The organism is Xanthomonas axonopodis, from assembly GCF_001304695.1.
GTDB lineage: Bacteria > Pseudomonadota > Gammaproteobacteria > Xanthomonadales > Xanthomonadaceae > Xanthomonas > Xanthomonas axonopodis.
Window position 1 is genome coordinate 1 of sequence record NZ_JFAQ01000304.1, and the last position, 787, is coordinate 787.

The 787-nt window shown below is 57.1% G+C and carries 1 pseudogene; it reads right to left on the reverse strand.

The features are described from left to right. Positions 1 to 528 precede the first annotated feature (528 nt). Positions 529 to 787, reverse strand: a pseudogene (locus XAXN_RS19945) (ATP-binding response regulator); the annotation flags it as partial.

Consider the following 787-nt stretch of genomic DNA (forward strand, 5'->3'; position numbering starts at 1 on the left):
GAGAGCATGCACCTGCGCATACAGTTCCTCGGCACTTGTTGTCGGATCGGCGACGGTGCTGCGCTTCACGATTTCGTCCAGCTCTAGAAGGATAGCGTCGGCATAGTTTACCGCCGAGGCTGGATTGATTCGCGCTAGCGTCGCCAGATTTGAGGCGGGGTCGATCTTGGCCACCATTATGACAGCGCTCCGGCGCAGGGCATGTCTGGCTCTAAGTTCCGGCCGGTGCGCCTGGCCAAGACAGCGGCGCTAGTCCGCCCTCGTAAATTTCCCAATTTTCATTTCCTACCTATGCACCCAGGCTGTGCTTGGGCCGTTCCCGCTTGCCCGGATTTCGGGTGGATCCAGCTGGGGCGCCTGTTGACAACCATCGAATCTTGATAAACGATGGATCGTAATTTCAATTACGCATAAACGAATTTAGCCAATGGCACTCCGAATTCTGGCACTTCTGACCGGGTTGTTTAGCGCGATGATCGCACAAAACGCGCCCGCACAGTCCGTTCAGGATTTTGAAGCCCAGGCCCGTCAATGTGCACCGAGCGTCCACCCCGCCATGCCGTAGCCGATCCCGATCCACAACAGCACCGCGAACAGACCCATGAAGGAACTGCCCATGCCGACCATCACCAGGCCGATGATGAGACAGTCGTAGGCGAGCGCTCCGATATGCCGAACTTTGTCAGGCCCAACACACCGCCACGCCATGAACACCCAAAAAAAGGTCGCCAGTAGCGCGAACAGCGTTATCGAACGCAAGTAGGGCGTATTCTGGATCGAGTAGCAG